We start from the raw sequence: 16,407 nt of genomic DNA on the forward strand, positions 1-16,407 counted from the left end.
AAGGGCCTTCATTCATTGGATTGCGGCGCGCATCGGCACCGAGTATACAGTGTCGGACTGATAACTATCATAGGCCCGCCCCGAATTATTGCTGTGCAGAAAGTGGTTCCTGCGACAACAGAAGTCAAACAGGATGGCACAGATTTGCCGGGTTTGCCGAAACAGCCGCACATTCGAAATCTGGTCATCTTCGCGCCAGGAGATGGGAAAAAACTTGATATTCCACTGCCACTGGACGCTGGCCAGAATCAGATAGTAATTGAAGGTCAGGTTGTTGGCGAAACCAGCGAATCGGGACTTCTGCAGACGGCTGACCCTATAAAGGTTGAGTCCGGATCCCAAATCATACAGACGGCGACCCGATACCGCAGAAAAAATCCAGTTGAAGATTCGGTTTCCCAAAGTACGCAGCCGGGAATAGCCTTGCAACTGTGAACCCCGCATGAATCGAGCGCCGAGGAGACAATCATGGGTCCGATGCCAGCCGGCATCCAACGCTGCGACCAAGTCATGTATATTGCCCTGGTCGTCGCCATGAAGCACGGCACAGTAATCGTAACCATGGTCAATCGCATACTGGAAAGCGACTTTATGAGATCCACCGAGACCCAGATTTTCACGGTTGAGCAGGATAGTCACTGGCAAAGCCAGGTTCTGCGCTGCAGTTTTCGCAACTTCCAAAGAGGCATCTGTGCTGCGATTATCGACTATCAAAATGCCGTAGAAGGTGTTGGTCAGCGACTTGAATTGCGCCAGCACGCGTGGGATCTGCTGTTGGCAATTGTACACAGGAATGAAGACTAGAATTTTCTCGTTCGGGAAATTCGAGACCTTTTCGGCTTCATTTATCGTCATACCAGTGCCATCCATTCTGATCATCGTCTTTTATGCGCGATAGTGAACGGTTTCGCTGGTTTGCGCAAGATCTAAGAGTGGAATGCGTAGCCGAACGGACATAGAGCTAAAATGGTGGAACGGCTCTGGCCAATCTTTTATCCACGCCCTTTATTCAAAAATGTTCCTTACGGCCGATCTTGTAAATAATAGGACTTTGAATTAAACGAGAAACATCATTCAATTTTGGAAGGCGAGATCACCATGGACCCCACACCAACTCCCAGTCCCGAAATTTCCAATCTAAAAGCTCGGCTCAAGGCAACATGGGAAGCAGGCGACTACGGAATATTCGCCAAGCATCTTGAGAAAGGTGCGCTTGAGTTCTTTGATCGACTTAATATTGCTCCAGGCAATCGCTTGCTCGATCTAGCCTGTGGCGCAGGACAACTCACCATCCCTGCGGCACGAAAAGGAATAGAAGTAACAGGTCTGGACCTTGCTGCAAATCTAGTTGAGCAAGCAAGAAGCCGGGCAAAGGCCGAAGGACTGCAGATTCAAGTCGATGAAGGGGATGCTGAGGATCTTCCCTACCCTGACTCATCCTTCGACGTCGTCATGAGCTTAATTGGTGTCATGTTTGCACCGCGTCCGGAATTAGTCGCCAAGGAAATGGCTCGCGTGTGTCGATCGGGCGGAAAAATCGTCATGGGGAATTGGACTCCAGAGGGACATGTAGGCCAGATGTTCAAGATTGTAGGAAAGCATGTCCCACCTCCCAGCCTTATGCCTTCACCTCTCCTGTGGGGTAACGAGCAGACTTGTCGTCAGCGCCTTGGATCATTTCTGAGCGACCTGCAGATTTCTCGTCATTCGTATCCGCTGGACTTTCCTTTCCCCCCAGAGACGGTCGTCGACTTCTTTATTGAATACTACGGCCCCACGAATCGCGCCTATGCCCAACTCAACGAACAAGGCCGAGACCAATTTCGTAAAGATTTGATCGATCTCTGGCAGCGTAACAATGTTGCAGCGAACGGCACCACTCAAGTTCCGTCGGAATACATCGTAGTGACCGGAATTCGTGCTCACGATTGATATAGACGCGGGTCTGAGAATGCGCTCCGACATCCGTCGACCCGCACAAGCTAGGGCTCAAGGCGCTTCATGCTGAAGCTTTCAGCATGGAGGCCGGCAGTGTCACCAGCAGCTGGGCGCCATGGCCATCAGGATTCGTTCCCATATGCACCTCACCGCCCCATTGCTGGCAGATCCCTCGGATGGCGGCCATGCCTATGCCTCGACCACTGGTGCGGCTGATTTGGTTGGCAGTTGTGGAGCCATCCAGAAAAACAACATCAGCAACGGATCGGCCGGGATCAGGGATAAATCCCAGTTTATCAGCAAGCGCCTGCAGCTTTTTCAAATCCAGCCCTGCACCATTATCTCTGACAATGAATTCAATGGTGTGCCGTCGACGATGAGCTTCAATGTGAAAGCGGGGGGCTTCCGTTGGCAGTCCCTGCTGCCTCGGCAGGATAAACCCATGGTCGGCGGCGTTGGTCAAAGCATGCAGCAGGATCTGTTCCGACGCCTGCAGAAGTTCGGGCGACCAGGGAAGCACCTGGTCCACAATTTCCAGCCCACGCAATTGCATACCAGCTTCCTGCAAACGTTCCATCAAGTCCGGAAGGATTCGATCGACGACCTCAGCCAGGTGGCGATGGGTGGCCACCTGCCTCTGCGTCCGTCGGCCAAAAATCTGCGTGGTGATGCCGAGGCACCCTTCCACTGTATCTTTAAAGCGTGCGCTGTGCTCCTCGATCAGACCCAGGGTGGCCGCCGAATATCTTTGCAGCTGCTCCTCGAGTTCATGGGATTCAGCGCTCAGCTCCTTCAGACCCAAGGTGCGGGCGATACCTTTGATGGTGTGCAACTCCCGCAGGACGGACATTCGTTGCGTGTCGCTCTCAAGGGCCAGAGGCAGACGGGTGCCAAGGGTCTGGGCCTGATGCAGAAGATCGTCAACCCGCTGCGCATCCGCTTGCGCCAGGTCACGAATCCTTTGCCCCTGTCGATCCGAGCGTTGTCTTTCCAAAGCGATCTCAGCTTCCAAATGCCGTCGGGCCGTGACATCCATCAGGCCGATCAGAATACTCTGCACCCGCTGATTCTTATCGAAAAGCGGTTGCCAATGCACGGCCACGATACGCGTTCCGCGGGCTTCGGGATAAATAAGCTCCGAGGGAAGATGCTGCTCATTGGCAAACCATTGGAGCTCGTCCTCGCCTAATGAGGCCCGCAGTGTTTCATGGATCATGCTGCGATCTTCAACGTTCAGAGTGGTTTTTTCCAAAAGCAGCGGGAGAGCCTCCCGTCCTGTCATGTTCTCCTGACTTCCCAGCAGGACCTGGAGGTAACGGGAGTATTCACTCTCGACCTGCAGCTGGCTGTTGATGGTCAGGATGCCTTCCTCGATATTGTCCAAAATCCGCTGCATCTTCATGCGGCTGACTTTGACTTCGCGGGAACGCATGACGGCCAGCACCATGGAACCCATCACCAGAAGGGAGAGACCCAGCATGACCAGCATGAACAGGCGCAGGCGTTCCGTTTCCCGAAGTTTTTGATTCTTCAGTTCATTGTCGATGCTCAGGACTTTGTTCTTTTCTTCTTCAATCTGCAGTCCCATGCCTACCATAAGTTTCGAATAGTCGGATTTCTCCCGACCTTTCGCTATCTTTTTGAATTCCGTGTTGTGCTTTTCCAGATGCTCGAGAGCGCGACCCGTGTCGCCCAACCCACGCCATGCCTGGTAGCTGAGATCTTCCAAATCATCAAAGTCCGGACGAAAGTCGGGAGGAAATGTTTCACGGGCGAGTTTGATGAATTCGAGGGCTTCCTGGAAACGTCGTGCTCCGATCAAAGCTTTCGCGCCTTTTTTGTAGGAGTCTGCCAGCCAAACATCATTTCTGATGTCCGTAAATAATTGGATCGCATGCTCGGCTTCACGTACGGCTTTATCATAATTCTTGAACTTGGTGTGAAACGTGATCAGCCCGGAGTGGGCGGTCGCCACCGACCAGCGTTCCTTGATCTGCTCGGCGCTTTTCAAGGACTTCAGGAAATAGGCCTCGGATTTCGCCACCGTTTTCAAATCATCATCGTCCAGGAGCAGCTTGCCGAGGTTGTAGTCGTTGGTCACACAGAACGAACGCAGACGAACCCGCGAACAATAACCATCGATTTCCTGGTACAAAGCCAGCGCTTTGTCTTTCTGGACTTGATAGGAAAAGGCCAGGGCAAGATTGTTTTTCATACTCATGCGGTTGAGATCCGTGGCCTTCAGATCGTCGGCGAGCAGCTTATTCGCATCGAGCAGCAACTGAAGGCTGCGATTGGTTTCACCAAGGTCACGGAGATAGAAAGCATAGGAAGCCATCGCATCCGCTTCCACACGTTGAACGCCCAAACGTTTCGCTTCGGCAATCATGGATTGATAGCCCGCTTCGGTCTGACCTGAATCTTCCGATTTGGCATTGATGCCCTGCGTTTCCTCAGTGATGATACCGGGCAGAAATCCACGGAAAGCCAGAAATTCTTCGTGCATCTGCTCCCGTTCGGCAATGATTGCGCCCTCTTCCACCAGCGCCCTGATGCCTGGAATTTCCTTCCACTCCTCCACCAGGGCCGCGTAAAACCAGAGGGCCCGCACCCAGCGCTTGGGGTCCTTGTCTTTATCCAATTGTTCGAATTGCTTTTTAGCCCAAGGAAGGGTTGCAACGGGGTCATCGTTGAGGGCCCATTCCAGCCCATGGCGATCCTCGAGGTCAAGCGGAGGGGAACGGACGGGGGCCGCCTGCAAAGCAGAAGCGATAAGGCATAGAGCTGTTACAAACCAATAATTCATCATTCTTACCTGCACATCCCAGTGTTCGATCTTCTTTCGGCGAAAAAGTGATCGACTCCGTGCAGTTCCTGAGAACCCTTGATGCGCTTGCGGTTTACGCAAACTCTTTTGACGCAGGCCGAAAAAAAGGCAGCAGAAAAACCAAATTCCCAGGAATATCACTCATCCATGCAGACTATTTGCGAGGTATGATTTGCGAGCCCTCGCAGAAAGAGCCGTTGGCAAGATTGTGTCAGGGATTGATCTCGAGCAGCAGTTTTTGGCTTTGGAGCTTTGATTGTGAGGCATTGAATTGTTTTAGAATTTTTTTAGCATCCGGGTTCGTTCGGGACACCATCAGATAAAGGCTTAAGGTCAAATCAAAGTTATTGGGAATGACTTTGGAGTCAAACTTGTCAGCTTCCTTGGCAACTTCTGGAGTGCTCAGAATAAAATCAATTCTCTTGTTTTTCAGCATGGTCATGCATTGGATAAAGTCTTTGACATAAATCATCTTCAGCTGCGAAGAGACAAATATCTTTTCATAAGCTTGACTGCCCAGCAAATCACAGGAGGAAAGTCCGCGAATATTTTCCAACGTCAGATCCTTGAGCTTGGAGTCTTTGCGCACCAAAGCCAGAACAGACATCTTCAGTATGGGATCGGAAAAATAAAAGTCCTTGTCCCGTTCAGCATCCTTGAACCAGGGAAAAGTCGCCTGATAAATATTTTGAGCGGAGTCAGAATACGCTCTTTTCCAGAGAATATGCTCCACAACTGGGGCATAGCCCATACCCTTCAAGATAGCCCGAATATTTTGTGTCAAAGGCCCCCCTTCCGGAAGGGCGGCATCGACCATATGCCAATATTTGTCTCCAGTAGCAATTTTAATGGGAATGGCTTCCGCAGCAAAAATCACAGACGTCCAATGCAAGGGAAGCATTGTCAGACTTTTTAAGAAAACAGACATGGGTATGTATCTCTGCAAGAGAATTCAATGCTGTTAAGAAAATTTTACCATGTCCCTCTAAAAAAATAGTCTGGTATCACAGGCATTCTTCAAATTTTTTCAGCGATGTATTGACTCTGGATCTCGCGCTTTCAGCGGCTTGCACTCATAGATTTTTTACAAATTTGGTAAATTTAATGACAGGACTGCTTAAATCAGGCCAATTGCAGGACAACGGAGAGATCGAAATTATCGATCCCCTCGGCATTGGTCATTTGGGCGAAGTGTACCGCGTCACCCTGCTGAAAGATTGCAAGCGTAAAGTGATAGCGCTAAAATGCTTCAGGCCAAAGTCTTGGAAAATCCAGTGTCGAGGCCATCGAAATGTTGCATCGAGAAGGTACTCTGGATCACTTAGACTAGCGCGCGATAGCCACAACGTCTGTCCGCACACGACTCACAAGACTCGACCATGCCTCCGTCGTAAGCAAAGACGGAAGAGCCACACGACGCCGGGAGGGATAGCGATGGGCCGTCGTTTCCCGATGGAGATTGAAGGCGCGATAGCAATTGGAATGATGCTCGTCCAGATAATCGCCCACGGGCACGAATACGGGAAGTTCATCTTCTTCCTTCCAATCATTGTCATAAGCCGTTTGACAACGTTTGTAGTCCCAATTCTTTTCCGGTATATTTTTGAGCTGAGACAGCAGGGCCTTTATGGAATCGTCACTACTAAATCCCAGGTCGAGCATCCATTCGTGAGCAAGCTCGTCCGCCTCCTGCTCGCTCGTATACTGTCCGATCTTCTGCTCAAACGCCTGTCGATTTAAAGCTGTCCATTCCTTTTTCTGGCTGGCGTTCAAAGTCGCAAGGTCGCCAGTCGGCATCAGTTTACGCAGCGCTTCCATACGCCGACCAAAGTCGGCAGAGTCAGCTGACTGCACGGGTCTTTTTAGAGGATTTTTCTGCTTCAAATCATAGTAAATTCCAAACGTGCCATTCGGCAGAAGTCCGTGCGCTCGATAGTAGTTCCCCAGCTCATGAGCAACGAAAAAGGCCAGTGATGTTTCATCCGCGTCCAGAAATAAACCCGCGTAAAAGCTGATCACATCGGGAATCTGCTGAATCGCTATATTGTCAGCTGCACCGGGGGCGGACGCAGGAAAAAACTTTTCACTGCCGGAGGTAAATTCTATCGTATCGTCCCGAAGAATAAAAAATGATCCCGCAAGCGACCAGTTCAGAAGATCCTTGACCTCATTGGCCGTAAACTTCCGGTGAAGACAGAGCACAAGTTTTTGGGGATCCTGATCCGGAACAAAGCTTTGGTCAGTGGGCTCAAACTGCCAGAACCTCGCCCTACCAGCTTTCTGCGAGGTCATGCTGCCCTTTCGATCGAGGCAGACGCTGATCGGGTAGACATACGCATTGGATTCCGCAGTCAGAATCAGCTGAGCCTTAGGCTTGGGCACGCCCGACATCGCATCGGCTTGTTTACTTCGGATTGCAGCTTCAAACACATCCACCCAATACTGCAGACGCTGCCGCGCCGGATGATGGATCGATGCAATCCCGGATTTGACGAGGTTAAACTCAGTTTCGTGATCATACATAAGAACCGACGCATATTCGCTCTGAGAAATGCGCACCCACTGAAAGGGATTGGCATCCAGGACGGGAGTCTTGACTTCATGGGAAAGCTGGGAGACGGTCGGATCACTCGAGCGACACGCTACAAGTAATAGGGGAAGGAGCAGCCATTGAAGCTTCATGAAAATCTTCCTTTCTGATGCACGCCCCCGACACCGCGACAACGGAAGGAGGGACTTGATAGTTTTCAATAGTAGCGAACTGTTGCATTCACCTTAAGGCCGGTGTGAACGCAATCCCCCTAATCGTTATCACCAATAATGAGCAAATCAAGGAGTTAAAATTCCCGGTGAAATATTCATACCTGATAACCTAAAATTTGCCAACATCGGAGGCTTGATGCCAATATTCTCTATCGGTTGGTTGGTTTTGATATTTCTGATAGTAAAAGGAGAATGGAAAATCAGCCCTCCCGGGGAAAACCTCCAACAAGCAAGCCCATCATCCTGTGAGCGGCCACTCGACTTCCAATTCCGTCCCTACGTCGGAAGTCGGGTGAATGTGGGCTTCGCCTTGTAATTCTGTGCATAGGGATCGAATTGCAGAAAGTCCGACGCCACGGCCACTGCTTTGCGTCGCAACATCCGCCGTCGTCACGCCATCGAGAAAGAGGATATCAGAAAGTTCGGCTTCTGACTTCGGATGAAAGGCATGCCTTCGCGCCAGTTCTTCAAGCCTGGCCCTGTCCAACCCCACTCCGTTGTCGCGGATGCGCAACTGCAGACGATTATTCGTAGCATGCGCACTGATAAAGAGCCGAATCGGTCGCACTGTTCGCCCTTCCTGCAGGGGACGAATAAAGCCATGATCAATGCTGTTGCTGAGCCCGTGACTCAGAACCTCCTGTACGGACCTGGAAAGGGCTGATGTCCAGGTACTGATCCCATCGATTACCTGAACTTCGTCCAGGCTCAATCCTACAACCTGCAACTGCTTCTGGACATGGGTCTTGATTTCACCGACGATTTCATGCAGATTCATCACGCGTTCCGGAAGAATAGCGGCGCCTCCCAGCTGGCTCATCTGCAGGATCAGCTCGGAGTACATCCCAACCTCGTTCGTGAGCTGAGTCAACGAAATATCGAGGACCTCAGAATCACGAACGCGATCATGCATGGCATCCAGGACTTCTTCGACGCTATGGATGGCAGCAGCCAATGGTTTCAGCCCCAATGTACGCGCCACCCCTTTCCAGGTATGCAGTATGCGGAAATTTTTGCGAATCCAAAGGCTCTGCCGCAGTTCAACGGCCAGGATCGGCAGGGCTCCTTCCATTTCCTGCATCAGTTGCTTGACACGCCTGACGTCGGCTTGCAGGATGTCGCGGAGCTGACTCACCAGGTGATGAGAACGTTCAGATTTTTGATGCAACTGGATTTCCAATTGCCGCCGCGCTGTGTGGTCTCGCAGGCTGACCAGAATCTGGACTATCACCTCATGCCGATCGAGCAACGGCTGCCAATGCAAGGCGATGACCCGCTGATCCACCACGAGTTCATGGGGCAACTGGCCCACATTCAGCTCCCAGGTCAAGGGCGCCTCGCCGATCGACGCTTCCAATGAGCTCTTGATCGTGGCCTGCTGATCAGGGGTTAAATCTGACCGCTGCAAAAGGAGCAGAAAAAGATCCCGGCGATGCAAGTCGTTCGCGGACAATTGCAGAAGGTTAGCCAGATAGGGTGAAAAATTGGTATCAACCTGCAGGTCGCGTCCAATCGTCAGGATCCCTTCCTCGATATTGTCGAGCACACGCTGCATTTCCCGTCTCGTTTTCTTGATCAGCCGGGCCTGACGCAAGAAGCTTGCGAGAAACCCGATGACCAGAATACTGAAGAGCAGCAGGCTCATCCCCACACGCTTCTGCATTTCAACCGACCGCAGTTTTTGCGCCTGTAGCTCATTCTCCTTGCTCAGAAGATTGTTACGCTGTTCCTCGACCTGAAGCCCCAGGCTGACCTGAAGTTTATCCAGCGACTGCTGCTTTTTTTCCTCCTGAATCCTTTCGAACATGACGGTAAATCGATGGAGTGCGTTATAAGCAGCTTCATGGTCACGACGCTTGTTCTGAATTCGAGCCAGCGTCCGGTAAGCTGCAGCCTGTTCACCGACCATGGTGCCGGGATAAAGCTGAATCGCCCGATTGATCTGAACCAGAGCCTCGTCCCATCGATCCAACTCCAGAAAAATCCTCGCGCGGGCCTCATTCACATCAGCACGTAGCGTATGGGTTGCCAGGTCATCGCCCTGTATCGATTCAAAGGCCTGTTCCGACTGTTGATACTGCTCAAGCGCTTCGTTCCATCTTTTCTGCACAACGCGCAGGTCGGCGAGACCGAATGTCGAATAACCCAGAACCAGTTTTTCTCCCACCGCAGCGGACGTTCGAATAGACTCCTGGAATAATTCGGCCGCGAGGTCCCATTCCGTGCTGTCACTGCTCTTGACGTAAATACGGGCCAGGTTATGGCTGACGACTGCACCCAGGTGCCGGAGTTTCATGCGTCGGCAAAAAGCCAGAACTTCCTTGTACATCTCACGGGCTTGCACATGCTGCTGCAATTCCGCGAGGACAATGCCGGTATCATTGTGGATCAACGCCCTCAGGTCGTCGTCTTGATTCCCTTCGCGCCGAATCAATTCCAAGGCTTTATGATCGAGTTCCAGGGCTCTCTTGTGTGATTGGGCGAAGCTGAAAAAATTTGCGTATTCCCGCCAGGTATCAACCAAAAAGAGGCCACCCCCCATACGTTGCGCGCGTGCCTCAGCAATGACCAGAGCGGCCTCGACATCGACCGGACGGATGTGCACCTGCTTTAATAAAAGGCCTTCCTGCAGATGAGCGAGGCGAAGCTCGAGCCATTTGTCGCCGGACTTCAGGGCAATCGCTCGTGCTTCCTCGATCAGAGGCGCTTGAAAGTAGTCATTGTCGATCTCACTGAGTTCCCACTCGGTGTGCAATTGCGCGGCCAGGAGGCGGGCCCACACGATATCCCGCGTTGCCCCTGCCCTTTTCTGCAGTTCCGCACGGGATTGAACCAATAGGCCCGTAGGATCATCGAGACCCAATAAGAAGAATTCTTCATGAGTCAGATCCGGGCGAAAACTTTTCACCCGGCGTTCCGCCCAAGCCTCGTCCCACCATCCGCCCCCGAAGAGGAGCAGGAAGAACAACCTTTTTAGCAGCAGCAGGGTCATGGCATTCTCCTGAACTGCTATTCGGCGTTTTGGGGAAAATTTTTCGGTGTTTCTGCGGAAGCGGCCGCTCGAGAACAATTTATTTTCCTGGCTTGAGTCGGATGTTGAACAACATACATGACTTATGCCAGTCAATCCCCATTGCTATCATCTGATGTGAAACATCAGGCTTCTCTCACTCGGCTCCGGTGGTCCTTGCACCATTCGTGGCGACTAGGGCTCAAAAATCATAAGTGTGGCCACACACATTTCATCCTTGGTTTCCTCGCCCCAGTAAACGTCGATGGGTGCCAATGCCACTCCATCTACAATCGGCTGATTTTCTGCAGAATTATCCCAGGTGCAGGTAAGTTTGAGCTGATCGTCTTTGGCGACAAAGATGGGTTTTTCGTACTGGAAAATCGACTGAAAGTGAAAATTGTAGCGGTCGATGCTATCAAAGATGATTTCACTGACGCCGCTGCTGCGCTCCACCCAAACCTTCATGCCACGAGCCAAGAGATGCTGACGCGGAAAAATACCGTTGATAAAAAAGCCGCTATCGACGTTGAGGTTACCCTTGGTCATCATGAAGGCCATCGATTGGGTCGCGTATTCCTTATAGGAATAAGACACGTCCTTCTCTCCAGCCGGTATCTTCATACTATCAGGCTCCATCCATTTGAGATCCACAAAATACGCAAGTTCAATGGGTTTCTCGACTTTCTTTTCTGTACTGAAGTGTATCCGGGTCCGACTGGTATCATGGGTAGCATCATTGTGTCCGACGTGCATCAAGCGCTTGCTGTAGTGCAGCTGAAAAATCAGGGTTGTACCCGGTTTTACCAAAACGCCCTTGCCTTTTGGAAATGTGAATTCATATCCCTGAAGGCCACTGACCGCCAGGGTATGCGGTGGAATGCCTGCATATTCGTCGGTGGTCGGCGCCACCATGCAGGGATATCCATAACGGTCATCCGAGTTCTCCATGGCTTCGACCTGAGGTGCGTACTCAGGATCAAACGAGTAGACAAAGGCATGATGCACAAGGCTTGCGTTATCATGCTCCAGCTTATAGCCCGTGACATAAAACTCGTCCTGTGCATCAACAACAACGGGAAAGCAGCGATATTCATCCTCTTCGCCGGCAACTGTTGTCCAGGCTTCCTTCATTTGAAAGGTCATGTCAGTTCCCGTCAGTTGAGGCGTAGGCAGCAGCAAGGCAGGACCAGGTCGTGACGGATCTCCAGCAGGACTTCCGGCTTGCACCCAGTCCTGGATGAGCTGGATCTTTGCATCGCTTAAGGAAGTGTCATAACTCAGCTCATGGCCCGCGATGGGATTGGCGCCCCAAGGCGGCATGATTTTAGCTGCCGTGACACCGGCAATCCAAGAGCTCCGGGATTTCACCGCAGCATAGGTGTCCAGAGCAAAGGGTGCCTGACCGTTGACATGATGACACCCGACGCAATGCGCGTCTATAATCGGCTTTATGTTCTGATAATAGCTCACGGCTTCGGTGCTTTCTAAATCTTGCAGGGGGCTTTGACCTAAAGCTTCACGCTGTGTTTCAACTTTATCTGCAAAAACATAAGGAATATCAACCCATGAAAAAAAAGCAGCCAACAAGAAAATTCCCAGTTTCATGACACGTCCTTTTGCGTTTGTTGATGGTTCACGTTTTATATGTGGGGAGCGAAAGAAAAGTCCAGAATTGTTTTGTGAGATCTATTACGCATGGTATGGGGAAAGATGAGGACATCATGTAATGCTGCCAGCCCACCTTCTATGTATCATCAAGTAAAGCCTGACTTTTAATTCCATAAACGTCCTTTTCCGATAAGAAAATCAACGTTTGCATTTCTTAACGGAGAAGGAACCAAGCTCCCATGGGCGGTATTATTTCTGTCATAATCGTGATGTCCATGCTTGTTCAGCCCAAGGTCCACGCTCAATCCAGAATCTATCAGGCAAACCCGAATGAAACTCTCGCTTATCTGGCTCTCGCAGCGGCGGCCTATGGTCTGGCTTATCTTACGATTTCCTCAGTTGCTCATGTGATCAGGAATGGCGACGATTATTCCGACAGCCGTAAATCCAGGTACGGACTGGTGGAGGGTGGCATTACGGGTTCTTACGGAAGCAGCTATGCCGCGGGCGTATTCTTGAGCGACAACAGTTTGTTGTTGGGACGCTACACCTGGCATCTGAGTCCCAATAGCGACATCGATTTCAAGACCTATGAAATCGGCTACCGACATTATTATGAAGTCCTTTTCGGGGAGATAGGTCTTTTCAAAGCCCGACACCGACAATTCGAAGGCCAGTATCCGCGAATGGGTGATTCTGGTCGAGCCTACATGGATTCATACTACTTTGATGCCCATGAAACCGATGGCGCCTTCATGTCCTTTGGCCTGTCGCTTCAGTTCTGGCGAGTCTCCACCGCCCTCCGTGCAACATATCACTACGGACTATCTACAAGAACGGTGGAAACCTACGGGAACGATTTCGATGTCTCGAACCGGCTCAAAGTCGATGCACGTGACGAATTCCACCGACAGCGACGAGTTTATCTTGAACTGGGTTTGGTGCTGTAGTTCGTCAGCTGTTTTTTTTTACCTTGAGTGGAAACTTCAGGTCCTCAGGATCAATCGGCAACGTTGGCGATGTCCAGGTGAACTCCAGCCGATGCAAACGTTACCGGCTAAGGTTGAGCGAATCTTTGGTAGTATTCACGATGCCTGCGCCTGTGGCAAGCTAGCCCGAGGGGCAAAACCTTAAAAAAAATCCCAAACAGCTCTCGCCATTCGGGGTCTTTTTATACGCTTTTCTATTGAGCTTCTTCGAGCCTTCAGGCGGAAGCAGCATCTTTTTGAAACATTAGGTTATTGTGCCCGGACTATCCCGCGGTTTATCATTTCGGGTGCATAGTGCCGTAGACATGACCCGCTTGTAAGTCCCAGGTCTCGATTTTGGACGCGCCTGAAATAGTTTTGGCAGGTGAGTTGATCCTAAAGCTACCATCATCAATGTAGAGATGATGGCCGGTGATGTCGTTGACAACTTTCACGTTCTGAAGCCAGAGGCTGCGACTTCCGTTGCTGAGAGAAGCATCGAAAGCTTCGAGGTTCTGAACGCGTGCAACAGACGAGGCCAACTCAGAATTGAGTTTCTCAATAGATTGCTCCTGAACCACGAATTTTCTGTCAGCTGCATCTTTGCTGGCTGCCAGCTGCGACATCAGGCTGCCAATCAGCTTTTCCTGGGCTTCAACTTTCCGCTCCAGATTTTTAACCGCAGCTTGTTGAATGACAAGAATCCTTTCGAAATTCTCCCCAAAGGCGCTGCTGGATACTAGACCAATAAAAAGTAAGCACGTTGAAATCGCAAGACGGGCCATAGTTGCCTCTAACAATTAGGTTTTTGGCCGCAAGGTACGACCACATAGGCAACGGACACTGCCGCCGAGAGGATATTGCAGTCGCTGCAGGCCTCCGATATTTTTAAATACGTTAGTGAAATCATCGATTTATGTTAAAATGACTGCATCGACAAAAGCGCGCATTTGAAAATTACTGGGTCGTATTGCTTATCCTTGTGTACTGTCATCGTTAAGATCTCGCGGAGCTTCGTGCGTCCTGCCAGAATCGGAGCGGAGGCTTTTTTCCGGATCTTGAAGAATCCACCGACGTTCCCGTGACCCGCGGAGCGTGGCCACGATCGCTACGGCAATTCCAAGGAGCAGGGTGCGACGTTATCCCTCAAAACTCCTAGATAATAACTTCAGGTCCGCGGAATCTCTCAAGAAAATACTGGGATGACCGAAGATCTCACAAAACTGAGAGTCTCTGGAGGCCCTGAATCTTGCGGACCCTGGTCATCATCATTTCTATTCTGCTGGGACTGGTTCCTGAGACCTGGGCCGTGTCGCGCGTACTTACACTGGATGGTGGGTTTCGCAGTCAGAGCTTGGGTCCATATCTGGACGTCTTTGAGGACAAGGATGGCACTCAGACGATCGAAGAGATGGACGCGGCCGACTTTCAATCCCTGGGCAATGAGATACCACTCTATAGCTTCACAGACTCAAGCTACTGGTTCCGCTTTGTCCTTCGCAATCCAGAGGCCCAGGAAAGAGAACTCTTTTTGCAATTGGGCTGCGCCTGGCTCGATTCTGTAACTCTGTATCGGCCGACAGGTCCTGGCCAATGGTCACGCGAAGAGCTCGGTGATCTACTACCCTTCAAGAGTCGATCCATTCACTCCATACTTCCGACCTTCCTCATTCCTATGCCGCCGCAGGACGAACAGGTGTTTTATCTGCGGGTCAAGACTGCGGACGCCTTCATCATGCCGCTCTTCCTGCGAGCTGAGGAAGCTCACTATGAGCATGAACGCCTGAAGGAATATTGGGCCGGCGTGCTCTTTTGTTTGATCGGGGTCATGTTCATCTTCAACCTGATCGTCTTTATCTTCTCCCGAGACCTGGCCTATCTGATCTATTCGATCAACCTGCTCGCCTGGTTTTCTCTCTTCTTTACGCTCGACGGTTACGCCTTTGCCTGGCTGTGGCCCGAAAGCGATTGGTGGACCAACCGTGCCTATGTTCTGGCCATCATCATGAGCACGCTTTGGGGCACTCTCTTTGCCAAAGAGTTCCTGCGCACCTATGAAATGCTGCCCCGCGTCAACCGCATGATCAATGTTTGGCTGGTCTCGCAGCTGCTCCTGACCGTTGCGGCCTTGATTCTTCCCTACACGTCCATGCTGCTCTTGGCTTGACTCTGCACGATCTTTTTCTGCCTGTGCGTTCCACCCGTGGCGCTGATGGTGTTTCGCCGTGGTTTCCGCCCGGCCCGCTATTACCTAGCCTCCTGGAGTTTTCCAACCCTCGCTGCCTTCTACTACCTGGCCATCATTTTTGGTTTTATCACGGCCAATGGCACGAACATCTACATCCTGCACGTGGGCATCGCCCTGGAAGTGATCATGCTCTCGGTGGCTCTCGGTGATCGCATGCGGCAGCTCACGCAGGAACGCAAGGATCTGCAGCATGGTTTGGAAGTGGCGCGGGTCGTGCAGGAATCTTTTCTCCTGGCCGACTTCCGCACAACTCAGGTGGAACTGGATTTCGTCTATCGTCCCTCGGACGCATTGGGCGGCGATTGGTTCGCCTCCATGGAAAGGGATGATCAGCAAAGGCTCTATGTTTGCCTCGGTGATGTCACGGGTCACGGGATCGCCACATCGCTGATCACCGGCTCCGCCGCCGGCAGCTTTCAAACCGCGGTGATGGGCCTCGCCCATGACCTCAGCATGGAAGCCGCCTTGCAATCACTCGCCAGGCAACTCAACGACACCATCCTGCGGGTGGGCGCGAGACAAAATGCGATGATGACCTGCACGCTTCTTGTGATTGATCTGGTGACCCTCACCTGCGCGTATTTGAATGCCGGGCATGTGAATATCTTCGTGAAATCAGGCCCCACTGTGCAAGCTCATCTGCGTCGGGGCAGTGTTCTGGGCTTTACCACCCAACCGAGCTTTCAAACCATCCATGTCCCCCTGCAGGCAGACGACATGATCATTCTTTACAGCGATGGTCTGGTGGAAAACGGGAGCCGCTCGTCACACAGCCTGAACCCCAAAAGCCTGGAGCGGCTCATTGCAGCCGGCAAGGGGCTCCATGGATTGAAGAAGGATATTCTGCAGTACACGGACCATCCGGACTGGCAAGGCAAGCAGCAGGATGACTCCACCGTTCTGATGCTGAAATTCCACGCTCACAAGCGTAAGGAATCCGCTTCCTAATACTCCATCACGAAAAGTTCGCGCGGCAGCCGATCGCAATCGCGTGCAGTGGCTGCACGATGCTCGCGCGGCGTGGGAATGCCGCGATAACACC

Annotated in this window: 9 protein-coding genes and 1 pseudogene; 3 read left to right on the plus strand and 7 right to left on the minus strand. The window is 51.6% G+C overall.

Going from position 1 to position 16,407, the window contains the following annotated elements:
- Nucleotides 1-12 precede the first annotated feature (12 nt).
- Nucleotides 13-855, minus strand: coding sequence for a glycosyltransferase family 2 protein (locus VE954_RS16420; RefSeq protein WP_324954650.1), 843 nt, complete (start codon nucleotides 853-855; stop codon nucleotides 13-15).
- A 243-nt stretch (nucleotides 856-1,098) separates the two neighbouring features.
- Here VE954_RS16420 and VE954_RS16425 point away from each other — a divergent pair, with 243 nt between their 5' ends.
- Nucleotides 1,099-1,932 (plus strand): class I SAM-dependent methyltransferase, encoded by an 834-nt coding sequence (locus tag VE954_RS16425; protein WP_324954652.1) that lies wholly within the window; start codon nucleotides 1,099-1,101, stop codon nucleotides 1,930-1,932.
- Nucleotides 1,933-1,999: 67 nt separating this feature from the next.
- On the opposite strand, the gene VE954_RS16430 is transcribed toward VE954_RS16425, so the two are convergent.
- The 5 genes from VE954_RS16430 to VE954_RS16450 form a co-directional block, all read right to left on the minus strand.
- Nucleotides 2,000-4,747, minus strand: a complete 2,748-nt coding sequence (locus VE954_RS16430; RefSeq protein WP_324954654.1) for an ATP-binding protein — start codon at nucleotides 4,745-4,747, stop codon at nucleotides 2,000-2,002.
- 229 nt (nucleotides 4,748-4,976) lie between these two features.
- Nucleotides 4,977-5,693, minus strand: coding sequence for a transporter substrate-binding domain-containing protein (locus VE954_RS16435; RefSeq protein WP_324954656.1), 717 nt, complete (start codon nucleotides 5,691-5,693; stop codon nucleotides 4,977-4,979).
- A 398-nt stretch (nucleotides 5,694-6,091) separates the two neighbouring features.
- On the minus strand, nucleotides 6,092-7,447 hold the full coding sequence (locus tag VE954_RS16440; protein ID WP_324954658.1) for a hypothetical protein: 1,356 nt from the start codon (nucleotides 7,445-7,447) through the stop codon (nucleotides 6,092-6,094).
- 319 nt (nucleotides 7,448-7,766) lie between these two features.
- Nucleotides 7,767-10,520 (minus strand): tetratricopeptide repeat protein, encoded by a 2,754-nt coding sequence (locus VE954_RS16445; protein WP_324954660.1) that lies wholly within the window; start codon nucleotides 10,518-10,520, stop codon nucleotides 7,767-7,769.
- 213 nt (nucleotides 10,521-10,733) lie between these two features.
- Nucleotides 10,734-12,146 carry a hypothetical protein gene (locus VE954_RS16450; RefSeq protein WP_324954662.1) on the minus strand — a complete coding sequence of 471 codons (1,413 nt, stop codon included), beginning with the start codon at nucleotides 12,144-12,146 and terminating at the stop codon, nucleotides 10,734-10,736.
- A 242-nt stretch (nucleotides 12,147-12,388) separates the two neighbouring features.
- Between VE954_RS16450 and VE954_RS16455 the strand changes: the two genes are divergently transcribed.
- Complete coding sequence (locus VE954_RS16455; RefSeq protein WP_324954664.1) at nucleotides 12,389-13,099, plus strand: hypothetical protein; 711 nt, start codon at nucleotides 12,389-12,391, stop codon at nucleotides 13,097-13,099.
- A 317-nt stretch (nucleotides 13,100-13,416) separates the two neighbouring features.
- Here the strand turns inward: VE954_RS16455 and VE954_RS16460 are convergent, their stop codons facing one another.
- Nucleotides 13,417-13,902, minus strand: a complete 486-nt coding sequence (locus VE954_RS16460; protein WP_324954666.1) for a hypothetical protein — start codon at nucleotides 13,900-13,902, stop codon at nucleotides 13,417-13,419.
- Nucleotides 13,903-14,426: 524 nt separating this feature from the next.
- On the opposite strand from VE954_RS16460, the pseudogene VE954_RS43820 reads away from it, so the two are divergent.
- Nucleotides 14,427-16,313: pseudogene (locus VE954_RS43820) on the plus strand (7TM diverse intracellular signaling domain-containing protein).
- Nucleotides 16,314-16,407: the final 94 nt, after the last annotated feature.

Origin of the sequence: Oligoflexus sp., assembly GCF_035638955.1 — a bacterium.
Lineage (GTDB): Bacteria > Bdellovibrionota_B > Oligoflexia > Oligoflexales > Oligoflexaceae > Oligoflexus.

Coding starts and splice junctions, on each gene's coding strand:
- VE954_RS16420 (WP_324954650.1), bottom strand. CDS start 855: ATGACGATAAATGAAGCCGAAAAGGTCTCGAATTTCCCGAACGAGAAA.
- VE954_RS16425 (WP_324954652.1), top strand. CDS start 1,099: ATGGACCCCACACCAACTCCCAGTCCCGAAATTTCCAATCTAAAAGCT.
- VE954_RS16430 (WP_324954654.1), bottom strand. CDS start 4,747: ATGATGAATTATTGGTTTGTAACAGCTCTATGCCTTATCGCTTCTGCT.
- VE954_RS16435 (WP_324954656.1), bottom strand. CDS start 5,693: ATGTCTGTTTTCTTAAAAAGTCTGACAATGCTTCCCTTGCATTGGACG.
- VE954_RS16440 (WP_324954658.1), bottom strand. CDS start 7,447: ATGAAGCTTCAATGGCTGCTCCTTCCCCTATTACTTGTAGCGTGTCGC.
- VE954_RS16445 (WP_324954660.1), bottom strand. CDS start 10,520: ATGACCCTGCTGCTGCTAAAAAGGTTGTTCTTCCTGCTCCTCTTCGGG.
- VE954_RS16450 (WP_324954662.1), bottom strand. CDS start 12,146: ATGAAACTGGGAATTTTCTTGTTGGCTGCTTTTTTTTCATGGGTTGAT.
- VE954_RS16455 (WP_324954664.1), top strand. CDS start 12,389: ATGGGCGGTATTATTTCTGTCATAATCGTGATGTCCATGCTTGTTCAG.
- VE954_RS16460 (WP_324954666.1), bottom strand. CDS start 13,902: ATGGCCCGTCTTGCGATTTCAACGTGCTTACTTTTTATTGGTCTAGTA.